Genomic DNA, 14,072 nt, shown 5'->3' with positions numbered 1-14,072 from the left:
GGCCCCCCCTAATATGACCCCTGACGAGTACTGCCAGGAGAAAGCCGCCAAGAGCGGTTCCAGCTTCTACTATTCCTTCCTGTTCCTGCCGCCCGAGCGCCGGCGCGCCATCACGGCCCTGTATGCGTACTGCCGCGAAGTGGACGACGTGGTCGACGAATGCACCGACCCGTCCCTGGCCCGCATCAAGCTGGCCTGGTGGCGCACGCAAGTCGACCAGATGTTCAACGGCAAGCCCGACCATCCCGTGACGCGGGCCCTGCAGCCACACCTTGAAAGCTGTTCGATCACCCGCGAGCGCCTGCTGGCCGTGGTCGACGGCATGGAAATGGATCTGGACCAGACGCGCTACCTGGACTGGCCCGGCCTGCGCAAGTATTGCTGGCATGCGGCCGGCGTGGTGGGCGAATTGTCCGCCGGCGTGTTCGGCTACTCCGACCCCAAGACCCTGGTCTACGCGGAAAAGCTGGGCCTGGCGTTCCAGATGACGAACATCATCCGCGACGTCGGCGACGACGCCCGCCGCGGGCGCATCTACATCCCCGTCAACGACATGCAGCAATTCGAAGTCAAGGCTTCGGACATCCTGAACGGCGAGTATTCCGAACGATTCAGCGCGCTGATGAAGTTCCAGGCCGAGCGCGCCCGCGAGCTCTACCGCGAGGCGATGAGCAACCTGCCCGAGGCCGACCGCCGCTCGCAGCGCCCGGGCCTGATGATGGCCGCCATCTATCACGCCCTGCTCGACGAGATCGAGCGCGACAACTGGCAGGTGCTGCACCAGCGCATTTCGCTCACGCCGTTGCGCAAGCTCTGGCTCGCCTGGAAGACCTGGGTGGGCGGCGGACGCGGACTGATCCGCCGGTTGGCGCGGTGAAGGCCGCGGTCATCGGCGCGGGCTGGGCTGGCCTGGCCGCCAGCGTCGCCCTGCGCGAGGCCGGCGCCAAGGTCACGGTATTCGAGGCCGGCCACACGCCGGGCGGACGCGCCCGGCGCGTCTTCCACGGCGACTTCGATGCGCCGCTGGACAACGGCCAACACCTGCTGTCCGGCGCGTACAAGCACACCCTGGCGCTGATGCGCCGCGTGGGCCGCAACCCCGACGCCCTGCTGATGCGCCGGCCCTTGCGGCTGGCCAGCCTGGACGGCCGTTTCCATCTGTCCGCCCCGCGCCTGCCCGCCCCCTTGCACATGGCGGTAGCCATCCTGCGCGCCCGCGGCCTCTCCTGGGCCGACCGCCTTGCCACCCTGCGCCTCATGCGCGGGCTCAAGGCCATGTCCTGGACACCGCCGCGCGACTGGACCGTGCTGCACCTGCTGCACTATCACGCGCAATCCGACGCGCTGATCCGCCAGATCTGGGACCCGCTCTGCCTGGCCGCGCTGAACACGCCGATCGCCACGGCCAGCGCCGCCCTGTTTGCCAGCGTGCTGCGCGACAGCCTCGCCGGCACGCGCGAGGACAGCGATCTGCTGCTGCCTTGCACGGACCTGTCGGCGCTGTGGCCGGATGCCGCTGCGCGCCAGGTCACCATGCGCTACGGCAGCACGGTGCGCCAACTGCACCCGTCGGCCGAAGGCATCGATATCAACCAGGAGCGCTTTGACGCCGCCGTGCTGGCCGTGCCGCCCACATTCGCGGCGCGCCTGCTGGACGCGCCCTTGCGCGAAGCCGGCGCCCTGGGCTTGCTCGAGGCGCTGAAGGCCTTCGAATACCTGCCCATCGCGACGCTGAACCTGCGCCTGGCGGATCCGTGGCGCCTGCCCGAACCCATGATGATGCTGCGCGAGGATGCGGCCCGGGGCCATGCCGGCCAATGGCTGTTCGACCGCGCCCAGCTGGCCGGCGACGCCAAGGCGGGAGAACTGGCCGTGGTGGCCAGCGCGGCCACAGGCATCGGCGACCGCAACCGCCGCCAGGTCATCGAAGCCATGATCGACCAGGTGGCGGAGCAGGCTGCCAGCCATCCGTCCAGGCTGCCTCCGATGCCGGAAGTGTCGGCGGCGGAACTGTTCATCGAAAAACGCGCCACCTTCGCGGCGGTTCCCGGCCTGACCCGGCCGCTGAACTCCACGCCCTGGCCGACGCTGGCCCTGGCCGGCGACTGGACCGACACCGGCTACCCCGGCGTGCTGGAAGGCGCGGTGCGCAGCGGCCTGCAGGCCGCCCGCGTGCTGAATCCCCGCGCGGACTGAATCGGCGCGGGCAGCGGGACCAGCCGTCCGGCGGCCCCACGCGCGAACGGCTCAGGCAGGCCTGGCGCCGAACAGGTCGGCCTGGCGCGGGTCCGCCGCAGCCAGGTCATAGCCGATTTGCGCGGCCACCTCGCGCAGGATGTTCTGTGCCAGGCTGAAGGCCGTGTTGGCCGCCGGAACGCCCGCGTAAATCGCATTCTGCAACAGCACCTCCTTGAGTTCGTCGGGCGTCAGGCGCGATCCATCCTGCGCCGTCAGCGCGGCGCGCACGTGCAGTTCGAACTCTTCCCAGCGGCCCAGCGACAGGGTCACCGCCAGCACCATCATGCGCCGCGCCTTGTGCGGCAGGCCCGGGCGGCTCCAGATATCGTGCCAGGCGTAGCGCGTGATCATGTTCTGGTAGTCGGCGGTGAATGTGGTGGCGCGGTCCAGCGAACGCTGCACCCATTCATCGCCCAGCACGGCGCGGCGGTTCGCCAGGCCGCGCTCGAAATCGTCTTCACGGCTCATCTGATAAATCTCCTTTCGACGCAAAGGCAAGCGGGCGCAGGCAACGATGCGCCCGCCCCCTTGATGGATCAATTCACCGTAATGCTATTGGTTTTCACGACCTCGGCCCAACGGATTTGTTCGGCATCGACAAACTTGGCGAAATCCGCGGCGCTGCTGCCCACCGGCGTCAGCCCCAGCTTGGCCAGCTTGTCGCGGGTGTCGGGACGCGCCAACGCCTTTTGCACCAGCTCTTGCAGCTTGGCCACCACTTCCGGGCTGGCGCCGGCCGGCAGGAAGAACCCGTTCCATTCGACCACGTCAAAGTTCTTGATGCCGCCTTCGCTTACCGTCGCCACATCGGGCAGTTCCGGCATGCGCTTGCCCGACGACACCGCCAGCGCCTTCAGCTTGCCGCCGCTGACGTAGTTCAGGCTGGACGCGGCGTTGGCGAAATAGACGTCGACCTGCCCGCCCATGACATCCACGATGGCCGGCGCGCCGCCCTTGTAGGGCACGTGCACCACGTCCACGCCCGCATCCTTCTTCAGTAATTCGGCGGCCATCTGCGCCAGGCTGCCCGGCCCGTATGAAGCGAAGGTGTACTTGCCGGGATGGGCGCGCGCCGCCTTGATGAAGTCGGGCAAATTGTTGAAGGCCGAACCCGGCGCCGCCACCAGGATGTTGGGCACGCTGACAGCCTGCGAGACCGGGATGAAGTCCTTCTTCGCGTCGTAAGGCAGCTTGCGCAGCACCGGATTGATGGAGAAGGCCGAGGCGTCGAAAAGCACCGTGTAGCCGTCGGGCTTCGCCCGCGCCACAAAGGCCGCCCCGATGGAGCCGCTGGCGCCACCCTTGTTCTCGATCACGACGCTCTGACCGGCGACTTCGCCCATGCCTTGCGCAATGATGCGCGCGGCGTTGTCAGCCCCACCCCCGGCGGAGTACGGCACCACCACGGTGATGGGCTGGTCGGGGTAGCCGGCGGCGTGCGCCGCGCCCAATGCGCTGGCCAGGCCGATGGCGGCGGCCAGCGGACGCAATGCGGCCAAGGCCGTGTAACGGGTCTTCTTCATGTGTGCTCCTCAAGTCTCCCCTGCGGGGATGTTCAATCAATCATGGGTCATGGCGCGACCCGTCCAACAAAGTCAGACGGTCGCGATGGGGTTGACCGGCGCGCCCACCAGGCCGGGCACGTACATGGGCGCCGCGGTCAGGAAGAAGGCATGCCGGCCGTGCTGGCGCAACCATTGCGCCAGCGGGGTCAGGTGCCAGAGCTCGCCCAAAGGCAGGCCCAGCTTGAAGAGGCATTGCTCGTGCAGGGGTAGCAGCGGCCCCTGGCCTGCGTCCAGGTGATGGTTGCGCAGTTCGACGGCGTGGTTATCGGCGGCAATGGCCGCGATCCGGCTGTCCTTGATCCACGCCAGCAGCTCCGCATCGGCGCCATCCAGCACGCAGCAGCTCGTCCTGAGCCGCTCCTGCTCGTCGTCGCCCAGTGTCAGCGCCAGATCGGCCAGTCCGGTATGCAGGCACAGCACGTCGCCCGGCCGGACCTGCACGCCATCGGCGCGCATCACGTCCATCAGGTCGCGATAGGAGACCTTGCGTTGCGCATCGCCGTAGCGGGCGCGCAGGTCCACCATGACGCCGCGCCCCTGGATGCCGTGGCGCGCCATCGGCGCGATGGACAGGTCGCGCGTGCCGGTAAAACCCTCGGCCCGAGGCTCGCTGACGGCAAAGCCGTTGTAGCCGGTGGGCTGTGCCTGACCCGTGCCGTGCGCGTCGTACATCGAGCCCACATGGCCCAGCGCGTCCCATTGCGTGGAGTACTGCGGCGAAAGCGTGACGCGGTCGTCGCTGATGACATCCGTGGCGCCGGGCACGTCGAGTGCCAGCGGATAACGGTATACCGGCACCCCGTTTTTCTCGGCCGGCTGGATCACCGGCCCCTTGCGGCGCGGATTGAGCACGGGCGCGCGCGGAACCGTCAGCGGCAGGCTCAGGGAAAACGAAAGCCCCGTCCGGATTTCGGCGATGGCGGCCAGGCGCGCCTGGCTGTCCAGGTGATTGAGCGTGCCGAGCTGGTCGTCGTGCCCGAAATCGCCCCAATTCGATCCGTCCGGACGGCGGATATACCGTTGCGGTTGATTCATGGTCCCTGTCTCCTCGCCCTTTTCCGGACGATTCTTGTCATCGTTATTGCGGCTTATTGCACCACGGAGGAATGCAGCAAATGGTCCACTTCGTCCGCGGTGTAACCCAGGGTGGACAGTATCTTGCGGCTGTGTTCGCCCAGCCCCGGCGCGCCGCGGCCGGTAGCGGCGCCGGCGGGCGCCGGGTTCTCGGCGGCCGCGCCAAACTGTGCCCATTGCGCCAGGCCAAGATAATCGCCCGCCTCTGTGCTGTGATACGGGCGCATGAACCCCATGGCCTGCACCTGCGGATGGTCGAACATGTCCTCGACCTGCCTGACCTCCGCGCAAGGCACGCTCTGGCCAAAGCGCTCGGCCCACTCGCGCGCCGAGGCGCGCGCCAAGGCCTCGCGGACCAGCGGCACCAGCACCCCGGCCTGAGCCGCGCGCTTCTTCACCGTGTCGTAGTCGGGGTGGTCGGCCAGGTTCGGCAGATCCAGGTGGCCGCACAGGGCGCGCCAGAAATGCGGCGTATTGGCCGACAGATAGAGGTGACCCTCTCGGGTGGGGTGGATGCCCGTAATGCCGCCCGAGCGCATGTCGCGCTCGATGCGGCGCGGCTCGCCCTCGGCCCAGACCAGACGGGCCGATTGCATGGCCAGCGCGCTGCCCAGCAGCGACACCTCGATGGCCTGGCCCCGCCCCGTCCTCTCGCGCCGGTAGAGCGCCGCCGACACACTGTTGGAGATCAGCGCGGCGCCGTAATAGTCCACCACCGACCCGTACAGGACTTCGGGGGGGCCGTCGGTCTTGGCTTGCGCCGCGCACATGCCGGTCATGGACTGCAGCACCTGATCGTAGCCCGCATGGCGGGCCATCGGACCGGCCGCGCCGTAGCCGGTCATCGCGCAATAGATCAGCCGCGGATTGACCGCAGCCAGCGTGGCGTAGTCGATCCGCAGCCGTTCCGGTACGCCAGGCCTGAAGTTGTGGACCAGCACGTCGGCCTCGCGCACCAGCTTGACCAGGACCTCGTAACCCGCCGCTTCCTTCAGGTTCAGGCACAGGCCGCGCTTGTTGCGGTTGATGCCCAGGAACGCGCGGCTCTCGGATGCCAGAGTCGACGGATACTTGCGCAGATTGTCGCCTTCGGGCGGCTCGACCTTGATAACGTCCGCGCCCATGTCGCCCAGCAAGGCGCAGCCATAGGGGCCCGCGATGTAGGCGCTCAGGTCCAGGACCTTGATGCCTGCCAGCGGCAGTTGATCGGAGACTTCATATTCCAACATGCGATTCACTCAATAAATACATGGGCTCTGCCGAGAACGGCGCCGGCCCGGTTCAGACTGCCCGGCCGACCGCCAGCAGGACGTCGCAGGCACGGCGCACAAAGGGCGCGTCGATCATCTTCCCGTCCAGCAGAAAGGCGCCCACCCCGTCCTGTTCACGGCTGGCAGCCACGATCCGCTCGGCCGCCGCGACCTCTTCGGCGCTGAAGCCGAACACCTCGTTGGCGATGGCGACCTGGCTGGGATGCACGCAGGATTTGCCCAGAAAACCCAAGGAACGCGCCAGTTGCGCTTCGGCGCGGAAGCCCTCGCCGTCGCGCACCCGGGCGTAGGCCGCATCCATGGCGTACTTGCCGGCGCAACCGGCGCCCAGCCGCAAGGCCAGCATCACCGCACGCAACGTCTCGGGTTGATAGCGGTCGATGCCCAGCGGCTCGAACAGGTCGGCCAGCCCCAGTTGCAAGCCTGCGACGCGTGGATGCGCGGCCGCCAGCTCGGCCGCGCGAGCCAGGGCCTGCGGCGTTTCCACGGTGACCAGGAACTCGCCCTGGAAGCCGGCCGCGATGGCCTGCGCCGCGGCGGTGCGCAGCGCTTCCGGGCTCTCGACCTTGGGCAGGTTCAGCACATCGATCGGCGAGCGCGCCAGCGCGTCCAGGTCGTCCGCAAAATATGGGGTATCGGACGCGTTGACGCGAACGATAATTTTCTTAGGATGTTGCGCATGTACTGCGCTAAAGGCAGGTGATGCCAGCCAGCTGGCCAGGCTTTCCCGCGCGGCCTGCTTGCGCGCCGGCGCGACCGCATCCTCCAGGTCGAAGGACAGCGCATCCGCCTGACTGGCCATGGCTTTGTCGAATAATTCCGGGCGCGATGCCGGAACAAAAAGCTTGCTTCTCATTGATGTCTCCTGGCCGCATTGTGACCGCGCCGAATCAGCTCAGGGGAAAGCCGGGATACGATAAAAAGATAGAATATCTATCATCATGAACACCGACTTCCTGCACACGCTGGCCGCCGTCGCCCAGCACGGCTCCATGGCCGAGGCCGCCCGCCGGCTTGGGCTCACGCACGGCGCCGTGGCGCAGCAGGTGCGCAAGCTGGAACAGGAGCTGGGTGTGCCGCTGGTGGCGCGCGCCGGACGCACGGTGCACCTGACGGCCAAGGCGATCGAACTGATCGGACCGATGCGCGAAGTCCTGGAACGGATCGAGAAGATCCGCTACCTGGCCCGATCCGACGAAATGATGGGCGAGCTCAGGCTGGGCGCCGGCAACACGGCGTTGAACTCGATGGTGCCGGCCATCCTGGAACACCTGGTCAGGCGCCATCCGCTGATCAGTGTGGAAATCCAGCCTGGACACTCGGCGCGCTTCTATCCCGCCATTGAAAGCGGCGAACTGGATGCCGCGATCGCGCTGGAAGCGCCCTATCCCCTGTCCAAGAGCCTGGGCTGGCAGTTGCTGCGCGAAGAGCCCTATGTGCTGGCGGCGGCCCCGCGCCATGCGGGCAGGCATCCGCACAGCCTGCTGACCGCGGAGCCCTTCATCCGCTACCAGCGCAGCGACTGGAGCGGGCGCCACGTCGAAGACTATCTGCGCCGCGTCGGCATCACGCCGCGCGACCGGTTCGAACTGAACGCGATCGAATCGATTGCGGTGATGGTGAGCCGGGACCTGGGCGTGGCCATCCTGCCCAGATCGACCAACGGCGCGATCGAGCGGCTGGGCCTGCTGGCCCTGCCGCTGCCCGCCCACTGCGAACCGCGCCGCTTCGGCCTGATCTGGTCGCGCGTGTCGCCGCGGCTGGCGCTGATCCAGGCGTTTCGCGACATTGCCATCGTGGAGTACGCCAAGGCGCAAGACGCCTAGGCGGAGGCCGAAGCCACCGCGGCACCCTCCTGCCCTGAAGGTCTGGCGCCTTCGGGCCGGTCTCAATATACTTGTATTGTCCTCAATACAACATATCAGGAGACAAATCATGCAGGGACTGCTACGCATAGGCGCGGGCTGCGCGCTGTTGGGCGCGCTGGCATTGCCGCTGGCCCCCGCCCTGGCGCAGGGCAACGCCATCAAGCTGGTCGTGGGCGCTCCGCCGGGCGGCACCACCGATACCGTGGCGCGCAGCATCGCACAGCACATGTCGCAGGATCTCGCCCGCACCGTGCTGGTCGAGAACAAGCCGGGCGCGGGCGGCAACATCGCCGCCGACTACGTCGCCAAGAGCAGCCCCGACGGCAACACCTTGCTGGTCACGTTCACCAGCTTTTCCATCAACGCCTCCCTGTACCGCAAGCTGCCGTTCGACCCGATAGGCGATTTCACGCCCATCAGCATGCTGGCCAATGTGCCCAGCGTGCTGGTCACGCGCAAGGACTTCCCGGCCCGGTCCATGGCGGAATTCGTGTCGCAGGTGCAGGCCAGCCCCGGCAAGTACACCATGGCGCTGGGCGCCATCGGCTCGTCGCTGCACATGGCCGGAGAGCGCATGAAGATGATGGCCAAACTGGATATCCTGAATGTGCCGTACAAGGGCACGGCGCCCGCCATCACGGATCTGCTGGGTGGCCAGGTGGACATGATGTTCGCCAGTTCGCTCAATGCCCTGCCGCACATCAAGAGCGGTGCGCTCAGGGCGCTGGGCGTCACCAGCCCGCAGGCGCTGCCGCAGTTCCCCGGCGTGCCGCCCATAGGCGATACCATCAAGGGTTTCGAATCCAATGCGTGGTTTGCCCTGTTCGGCCCTGCCAGGCTGCCGCCCGAAACGCTCGCGATGCTCAATGCCGCGGCGCGCAAGGCGGTCGACACGCCGGAGTTCCGCCAATTGCTCGAGCGCGAGGCCGCAAGCGCGGTCAGCAGCAGTCCGGCAGAATTGGGCGCCTTCGTACGCAAAGATATCGAACGCTACGCCGAGATCGTCAAGTTCACCGGCGCCACGGTCGATTGATTTTTCCCTGACTGGAGTCCCCCCGTGTCCGACAGCCCGCTGCCTCTTTATCACAAGGTATATCTACTGCTGAAGCAGCGGCTGCTGGCGGGCGGATTTGCCGTGGACACGGCCATGCCGGGCGAAAACGCCCTGGCGGCCGAATACGGCGTGTCGCGCTTGACCATGCGGCGTTCGCTGGACATGCTGGAATCCGAAGGCCTGGTCAAGCGCCGCCAGGGACGCGGCACCTTCGCCCTCAGCCACGCGCAGTTGTCGGCCCCGCAGAACAGTTCCGACATCGATGTCCTGATGGCGCACCTGGCCCGCATGGGCATGCACACCCAGGTGCGCCTGCTGGAACTGGATACCGCGCCGGCGACGCCGCAGGTGGCGGCGCGTCTTGAACTGGAGGTCGGCACCCTGGTGCAGCGCTCGGTGCGGGTGCGCAGCCACCAGGGCCAGCCATTCTCGCACCTGACCACTTTCGTGCCCAACGACATCGGCCAGCACATACGCCGCAAAGACCTGGGTTCCAAACCGCTGCTGGCCATTTTCCAGGACCTGGGCTTGCGGGTGGCGCGCGCCGAGCAATCGATTTCGGCGGTGCTGGCCGAGCCCGGCGTGGCCGAACTGCTCGAGGTTCCGGTGGGCTCGGCCCTGCTCAGCCTGCATCGCGTCGTGCGCGACGAATCGGGCCGTCCGGTCGAATGGCTGCACGCCCGGTACCGGCCCGACCGCTATGAGTACCGCATGAATATGCAAGCCCACGACATGCCCGGCCAACCCACCTGGCTGCCCGCTGCCATGCCCGCGCTGGCGAGCGCGTGAAAAGCGCCTTTTCGCCTGTCTTCTAGCGCAGCAGGCTGGCTGTGGCGATGCCGGCCACCGTCAGGACGAGCGAACCGGCCAGGCTGAAGCCGGCGTACCCCAGCGCGCTGGCGTAGGCGCCCCGCTCCAGCATGCCGACCGTTTCGGCCGAGAACGTGGAGAACGTGGTCAAGCCGCCCATGAAACCGGTGATGGCCCCCAGCCGCACCCAGGCCGGCCATTCCGGATGACCTGCGACCAACGCCAGCACCAGGCCGACGAGATAGCCGCCGGCCAGGTTCACCACAAACGTGCCCCAGGGCCAGGATTCGACGTTCAGCCAAAGGCTGACCAGCCAGCGGGTCCAGGCGCCCAATATCGCGCCCAGGCCCACGGCCAGGAAATTCAGGGGAACCAGCGTTTGATAGGCGGACATGGAGGTCAGGTGGCGGTGTGCTGCTTGAGGCGGAAGGAAAAAACCAGCAGCAGTATGCCGAAGAACACGGCGTAGATGCCTATCACCCACACCAGCGCCAGCGCGCCCGCGCCCGGCTGCATGATGAGCATGCCGCCGAACAGGATGGACACCACGCCGGACAGGCCCAGCAGCCATTCGTTGCGGATGGCCTTGCGGAAGCGGATCGCGGCGATGACCTCGAACACGCCGGCCACCAGCGCCCAGATCGCGATGATGTAGAGCAGGATCAGCGCGGTCAGCCCGGGCCAGAGGAAGGTGACGATGCCGGCGGCCACGCCCAGCAGGCCCACGATGATGAGCGCCCACAGCGGCTTGCCATTTTCCCGGATGCGCACGCCGGCAATCAGCGACAGCACGCCGTCCACCAGTGCGAACGCCCCCCACACCATGACCAGCGCCGACAAGGTGATGGCCGGCATGAACATGGCCACGAAACCGAACAGGATGGCGACGACGCCGCGCAGCGCCACCCAGCCCCAATGACGGCCGATTTGATCCACGACTTGCTGTTCCAGCATGACGACCTCCGGTGTTTGTAACGGGTGGCCTATCTTATTCCCCCCTGGCCGCGGGCGCCATGCCGCATGCCGCGCCGGACCTGCCGGACGTGCAAGCCGTCATGGAAATCAATTGAAATTTCCTTGTGCTCGAAACCGCCGCTTCTATAAGAGTAATTCTCATTAAATGTTAGAATCCGCCGCTTCCCGCCCGATATCCCATGGACAGTCAACCCACCCCTCGCCGCCGGGCCTACTGGCTCAAGACACTGCACCAATGGCACTGGATCAGCTCCGCGCTCTGCCTGCTGGGAATGCTGTTGTTTGCGGTGACGGGGTTGACCTTGAACAACGCCGGGCACATCGAATCGAAGGCAGTGGTCAGCAGCCGTGAAGCGCGCTTGCCCGAGCCCGTCCTGAAGCAGTTGTCAACGCCGCCCGCGCACAAGAAGGCGCCCCTGCCTGCCCCCGTTGCCCAGTGGCTGGACGAGACGCTGGATGCGTCCACCGGCGGCAGGCCCGCCGAGTGGTCGGCCGACGAGGTCTACCTGTCCTTGCCGCGTGCCGGCGGCGACGCCTGGCTGTCCATCGACCTGGCCAGCGGCGACGTGGAATACGAACGCACCGACCGCGGCTGGATTTCCTACCTGAACGATCTGCACAAGGGTCGCAACACCGGCCTGGCCTGGAGCTGGTTCCTGGACATCTTCGCCGTCGCCTGTCTGGTCTTTTCGCTGACCGGACTGGTGCTGCTCAAGATGCACGCCGGCAACCGCAGCGCGACCTGGCCCATGGTGGGGCTGGGCCTGGTGATTCCGCTGGTGCTGGCCCTGCTCTTCATTCATTGATTCCCTCGATCCGCCCTGGAGATTTCCATGCGCAAGTTGCTGTTGTCGGCCCTGTTGGCCGGCATGATCGCCCGAACGGCCCAAGCGGCCGACATCGGCCTGTCCATCGAGGTGCCGCGCCTGGATGTGGCCGAGTACCACCGCCCCTACGTGGCGATCTGGATCGAAAACCCGGACCAGAGCGTCGCCACCGATCTGGCGGTCTGGTACGACGTGGCCAAGAAGAACAACGAAGGCGCCGAATGGCTCAAGGACATGCGCCAATGGTGGCGGCGCAGCGGCCGCAACCAGCAGTTCCCGGTGGACGGCGTCAGCGGCGCGACCAAGCCCGTGGGCAAGCATGCCCTGAGCTTTGACGCGGCCAGCAAGCCCCTGTCCCAGCTCAAGCCCGGCCAGTACGCCGTGGTGGTGGAAGCGGCGCGCGAAGTCGGCGGCCGCGAATTGCTGCGCATTCCCTTCCAGTGGCCGCCGCAAAAGGCCGAGCAGCTCACGGCGCGCGGCGAACATGAACTGGGCGCCATCGCGCTCGACCTCAAACCCTGATTTCCCCTACACGCCTTTTAGGAGCGCAACGATGAAATCCGCCGCCAAACTGGCCGCCGCCCTGGCGCTGTGCCTGCCCTTTGCCGCACACGCCCATGACGTCTGGATCGTGCCGTCCTCGACGGTGCTGTCGGGCACCGACAGCTGGGTCACCGTCGACGCCGCCGTCGGCAACGACAAGTTCTATTTCAACCACGCGCCGCTGCGCCTGGACGGCCTGGCCGTAATCGCGCCGGACGGCAACGCCGCCGAAGCCGAGAACCTCAACCGCGGCAAGCTGCGCAGCACCTTCGACCTGCAGCTCAAGCAGAGCGGCACCTACCGCGTGGCCGTGGTCAACGACGGCGTGTTCGCGCGCTGGAAGGAAGACGGCAAGAACAAGCGCTACTTCGGCAAGCCGGAAGGCCTGGCGCAAGCCGTGCCCGCCAAGGCGGACGAGCTGGAAGTCTCGCAAAGCCTGGGCCGCGTCGAAACCTTCGTGACCGCCGGCAAGCCCACGGCCATCAAGCCCGTGGGCCGCGGCCTGGAACTGGCGCCCGTCACGCACCCGAACGACCTGTTCACCGACGAGCCCGCCACGTTCCAGATGCTGCTGGACGGCAAGCCCGCCGCCGAGCTGGAAGTCAACGTCGTGCCCGGCGGCAGCCGTTATCGCGACAAGGTCGGCGAGATCAAGCTGAAGACGGACAAGGACGGCAAGTTCTCGGTGAAGTGGCCCCAGCCTGGCCTGTACTGGATCGAAGCCGGCATGGAAGACGCCAAGGTCAGCGTGCCGCAAGCCAAGAAGCGCCGCCTGTCGTACTCCGGCACCGTCGAAGTGCTGCAGCCCTAAGCACAGGCTGCGCGCGTGGCGAACACCCCTTCCTATGCCCAGCGCGGCGCGGCGGCCCCGGCCGTCCGCATCGCTTATGGCGCCATGCCGGAGCGGCCCGCCGCGCTGGCCGGCGCCACCATGGGCACCACCTGGTCCGCGCGCCTGGCCTTGCCGGCCGGATGCGCCGAGGCCACGGCGCGGTTGGCCATCCAGGCCGCGCTGGACAAGGTGGTCGCCCAGATGAGTACCTGGGAAGCGGATTCGGACATCACGCGCTACAACCAGGCCGGCCCCGGCTGGCAGGCGCTGCCTGCCGCGTTCTTCCATGTGCTGCGCCATGCGCTGATGCTGGCCGAAGACTGCGGCGGCGCCTACGACCCCACCGTGGGGCCGCTGGTGAACGCCTGGGGCTTCGGTCCGCATCAACGCGCCTTTGAACCGCCGTCGCCCGCCGCCATCGAAGCCGCGCGCCTGCGCTGCGGCTGGCGGCGCGTGCGGCTGGATGAAGCCAGGCAGGCCGCGCACCAGGAAGGCGGCACCTATCTGGACCTGTCGTCCATCGCCAAGGGTTACGGCGTGGATTGCGCCGCCATGGCACTGGACGCCCTGGGCATCACGCAATACCTGGTGGAAGTGGGCGGCGAATTGCGCGCGCGCGGCAGGCGTCCGGACGGACAGCCCTGGCGCGTGGCCATCGAAGTCCCGGATGCCAGCGACGACCATGCCATGGCCCTGCCATTGCATGAATGCAGCATCGCGACGTCCGGCGACTACCGGCGCCATGCCGGCAGCGGCGATGCGCGCTATGCCCACACCATCGACCCGCGCACGGGACACCCCGTGCGCAACCCGGTGGCTTCGGTCACGGTGCTGCACCCCGGCTGCATGCAGGCCGACGCCCTGGCCACCGCCCTCACGGTGCTTGGCGACACCGAGGGCCTGGCCTATGCCCGCCGCCACGATCTCGCCGCCCTGTTCATCCTGCGCGAGCGCGACGCCTACCGCGTCGTCGCCACGCCGGCATTCCAGGCCCTGGCCTATCCCCGCTGAAAGC

The 14,072-nt window shown here is 67.4% G+C and carries 16 protein-coding genes; 9 read left to right on the top strand and 7 right to left on the bottom strand.

Annotated features, from left to right (window positions below):
- Positions 1-13 precede the first annotated feature (13 nt).
- Both hpnD and hpnE read left to right on the top strand, forming a co-directional pair.
- On the top strand, positions 14-877 hold the full coding sequence (gene hpnD / locus HLG70_RS03085) for a presqualene diphosphate synthase HpnD (RefSeq protein ID WP_171665198.1): 864 nt from the start codon (positions 14-16) through the stop codon (positions 875-877).
- Positions 874-2,196, top strand: coding sequence for a hydroxysqualene dehydroxylase HpnE (gene hpnE / locus HLG70_RS03080; RefSeq protein ID WP_171665199.1), 1,323 nt, complete (start codon positions 874-876; stop codon positions 2,194-2,196). The genes hpnD and hpnE overlap by 4 nt, the downstream gene beginning before the upstream one ends.
- 51 nt (positions 2,197-2,247) lie before the next feature.
- Here the strand turns inward: hpnE and HLG70_RS03075 are convergent, their stop codons facing one another.
- The 5 genes from HLG70_RS03075 to HLG70_RS03055 form a co-directional block, all read right to left on the bottom strand.
- On the bottom strand, positions 2,248-2,706 hold the full coding sequence (locus tag HLG70_RS03075; RefSeq protein ID WP_171665200.1) for a carboxymuconolactone decarboxylase family protein: 459 nt from the start codon (positions 2,704-2,706) through the stop codon (positions 2,248-2,250).
- Positions 2,707-2,774: 68 nt separating this feature from the next.
- Positions 2,775-3,761, bottom strand: coding sequence for a tripartite tricarboxylate transporter substrate binding protein (locus HLG70_RS03070; protein ID WP_171665201.1), 987 nt, complete (start codon positions 3,759-3,761; stop codon positions 2,775-2,777).
- A 72-nt stretch (positions 3,762-3,833) separates the two neighbouring features.
- Positions 3,834-4,838: a cyclase family protein gene (locus tag HLG70_RS03065; protein WP_171665202.1), complete on the bottom strand. Its 1,005-nt coding sequence runs from the start codon at positions 4,836-4,838 to the stop codon at positions 3,834-3,836.
- Between the two features lie 53 nt (positions 4,839-4,891).
- Positions 4,892-6,106 carry a CaiB/BaiF CoA transferase family protein gene (locus HLG70_RS03060; protein WP_171665203.1) on the bottom strand — a complete coding sequence of 405 codons (1,215 nt, stop codon included), beginning with the start codon at positions 6,104-6,106 and terminating at the stop codon, positions 4,892-4,894.
- Between the two features lie 52 nt (positions 6,107-6,158).
- Entirely contained in the window at positions 6,159-7,004 is an 846-nt protein-coding gene (locus HLG70_RS03055) for an HpcH/HpaI aldolase/citrate lyase family protein (RefSeq protein ID WP_171665204.1), read from the bottom strand.
- A gap of 85 nt (positions 7,005-7,089) precedes the next feature.
- Here HLG70_RS03055 and HLG70_RS03050 point away from each other — a divergent pair, with 85 nt between their 5' ends.
- The 3 genes from HLG70_RS03050 (at position 7,090) to HLG70_RS03040 (ending at position 9,859) form a co-directional block, all read left to right on the top strand.
- The gene (locus tag HLG70_RS03050) at positions 7,090-7,974 is read left to right on the top strand and encodes a LysR family transcriptional regulator (RefSeq protein WP_171665205.1); all 885 of its coding nucleotides are present in this window, start codon (positions 7,090-7,092) and stop codon (positions 7,972-7,974) included.
- A gap of 109 nt (positions 7,975-8,083) precedes the next feature.
- Positions 8,084-9,049, top strand: a complete 966-nt coding sequence (locus HLG70_RS03045) for a tripartite tricarboxylate transporter substrate binding protein (RefSeq protein WP_171665206.1) — start codon at positions 8,084-8,086, stop codon at positions 9,047-9,049.
- 24 nt (positions 9,050-9,073) lie between these two features.
- A complete protein-coding gene (locus tag HLG70_RS03040; protein WP_171665207.1) occupies positions 9,074-9,859 on the top strand; it encodes a GntR family transcriptional regulator in 786 nt (261 codons plus the stop codon).
- 22 nt (positions 9,860-9,881) lie between these two features.
- On the opposite strand, the gene HLG70_RS03035 is transcribed toward HLG70_RS03040, so the two are convergent.
- Positions 9,882-10,274: a fluoride efflux transporter CrcB gene (locus HLG70_RS03035; RefSeq protein ID WP_171665208.1), complete on the bottom strand. Its 393-nt coding sequence runs from the start codon at positions 10,272-10,274 to the stop codon at positions 9,882-9,884.
- Positions 10,275-10,279: 5 nt separating this feature from the next.
- Entirely contained in the window at positions 10,280-10,834 is a 555-nt protein-coding gene (locus tag HLG70_RS03030; RefSeq protein ID WP_171665209.1) for an HdeD family acid-resistance protein, read from the bottom strand.
- Between the two features lie 200 nt (positions 10,835-11,034).
- Here HLG70_RS03030 and HLG70_RS03025 point away from each other — a divergent pair, with 200 nt between their 5' ends.
- From HLG70_RS03025 to HLG70_RS03010, 4 genes are read left to right on the top strand one after another with little or no spacing between them, the layout of a single operon-like run.
- The gene (locus HLG70_RS03025; RefSeq protein WP_171665210.1) at positions 11,035-11,661 is read left to right on the top strand and encodes a PepSY-associated TM helix domain-containing protein; all 627 of its coding nucleotides are present in this window, start codon (positions 11,035-11,037) and stop codon (positions 11,659-11,661) included.
- A gap of 27 nt (positions 11,662-11,688) precedes the next feature.
- Positions 11,689-12,204 carry a DUF2271 domain-containing protein gene (locus tag HLG70_RS03020; protein WP_171665211.1) on the top strand — a complete coding sequence of 172 codons (516 nt, stop codon included), beginning with the start codon at positions 11,689-11,691 and terminating at the stop codon, positions 12,202-12,204.
- Between the two features lie 31 nt (positions 12,205-12,235).
- On the top strand, positions 12,236-13,036 hold the full coding sequence (locus HLG70_RS03015) for a DUF4198 domain-containing protein (RefSeq protein WP_171665212.1): 801 nt from the start codon (positions 12,236-12,238) through the stop codon (positions 13,034-13,036).
- Positions 13,037-13,051: 15 nt separating this feature from the next.
- Positions 13,052-14,068: an FAD:protein FMN transferase gene (locus tag HLG70_RS03010; protein ID WP_419144791.1), complete on the top strand. Its 1,017-nt coding sequence runs from the start codon at positions 13,052-13,054 to the stop codon at positions 14,066-14,068.
- Positions 14,069-14,072 lie beyond the last annotated feature (4 nt).

This window comes from Achromobacter deleyi (assembly GCF_013116765.2).
GTDB classification, from domain to species: domain Bacteria; phylum Pseudomonadota; class Gammaproteobacteria; order Burkholderiales; family Burkholderiaceae_B; genus Achromobacter; species Achromobacter deleyi_A.
The sequence above is the reverse complement of the archived record's forward strand: the minus strand, read 5'-3'. Positions and strand labels throughout refer to the sequence as shown.

Bases quoted from the DNA above. Each gene is read 5' to 3' on its own strand.
- hpnD (WP_171665198.1), top strand. From the start codon at position 14: ATGACCCCTGACGAGTACTGCCAGGAGAAAGCCGCCAAGAGCGGTTCC.
- HLG70_RS03075 (WP_171665200.1), bottom strand. From the start codon at position 2,706: ATGAGCCGTGAAGACGATTTCGAGCGCGGCCTGGCGAACCGCCGCGCC.
- HLG70_RS03070 (WP_171665201.1), bottom strand. From the start codon at position 3,761: ATGAAGAAGACCCGTTACACGGCCTTGGCCGCATTGCGTCCGCTGGCC.
- HLG70_RS03065 (WP_171665202.1), bottom strand. From the start codon at position 4,838: ATGAATCAACCGCAACGGTATATCCGCCGTCCGGACGGATCGAATTGG.
- HLG70_RS03060 (WP_171665203.1), bottom strand. From the start codon at position 6,106: ATGTTGGAATATGAAGTCTCCGATCAACTGCCGCTGGCAGGCATCAAG.
- HLG70_RS03055 (WP_171665204.1), bottom strand. From the start codon at position 7,004: ATGAGAAGCAAGCTTTTTGTTCCGGCATCGCGCCCGGAATTATTCGAC.
- HLG70_RS03050 (WP_171665205.1), top strand. From the start codon at position 7,090: ATGAACACCGACTTCCTGCACACGCTGGCCGCCGTCGCCCAGCACGGC.
- HLG70_RS03045 (WP_171665206.1), top strand. From the start codon at position 8,084: ATGCAGGGACTGCTACGCATAGGCGCGGGCTGCGCGCTGTTGGGCGCG.
- HLG70_RS03035 (WP_171665208.1), bottom strand. From the start codon at position 10,274: ATGTCCGCCTATCAAACGCTGGTTCCCCTGAATTTCCTGGCCGTGGGC.
- HLG70_RS03030 (WP_171665209.1), bottom strand. From the start codon at position 10,834: ATGCTGGAACAGCAAGTCGTGGATCAAATCGGCCGTCATTGGGGCTGG.
- HLG70_RS03025 (WP_171665210.1), top strand. From the start codon at position 11,035: ATGGACAGTCAACCCACCCCTCGCCGCCGGGCCTACTGGCTCAAGACA.
- HLG70_RS03020 (WP_171665211.1), top strand. From the start codon at position 11,689: ATGCGCAAGTTGCTGTTGTCGGCCCTGTTGGCCGGCATGATCGCCCGA.
- HLG70_RS03015 (WP_171665212.1), top strand. From the start codon at position 12,236: ATGAAATCCGCCGCCAAACTGGCCGCCGCCCTGGCGCTGTGCCTGCCC.